This is a genomic window from Bradyrhizobium sp. Kon56 (genome assembly GCF_055807635.1).
The window spans coordinates 1-529 of record NZ_JBVVOU010000139.1 but is presented as its reverse complement, the minus strand read 5'-3'; the positions used below and the strand labels follow the sequence as shown (position 1 = coordinate 529).

At 64.3% G+C, this 529-nt stretch carries 1 protein-coding gene; it reads right to left on the bottom strand.

The features are described from left to right. A partial coding sequence (locus AC0L3B_RS38315; RefSeq protein ID WP_473382756.1) for an ABC transporter permease subunit occupies positions 1–529 on the bottom strand: 529 nt, incomplete at both ends.

Sequence of the window (529 nt, the reverse complement as noted above, 5' to 3'; positions counted from 1 at the left end):
TCGCTCTGGGTCCAGATCATGATGGCCGCGTAGGTGATATCGCCCACTGCAATGGCCGAGGCCACGGCGGTCATCTTCACGAGGTCGATCAGGTTGTTGATCAGCGACGGCAAGGCAAAGCGCAGCGCCAACGGCAGTTGCACATACCAGAGCAATTGGCGGCGGCTGAAAGCCAGGGAGCTGGCGGCCTCCAGCGTCACGGCGGGCACCGCTTCGATGCCGGCGCGCAGCGCTTCGGCATGGAACGCGCCCTTGTGCAGGGAAATCACGATCACTACCCAGGCGAACGGCGTCAACGGGTTGGCCGCGCCGACCGCCTGGGTCAGCAGCATGTTCAGCACCAGGAACGCACAGTACAGCTGCACCAACGTTGGCGTATTGCGCGTGACTTCGACAAATACCCGTGCCGGCTTGGCCAACCACGGGTTGCCCGAGGTGAGCAACGCCGCCAGGCTGATGCCCGCCAGCAGGCTGCCGATGACGGTGAACAGGCACAGCAAGGTGGTGGTCAACGCACCCTGGACCAGGG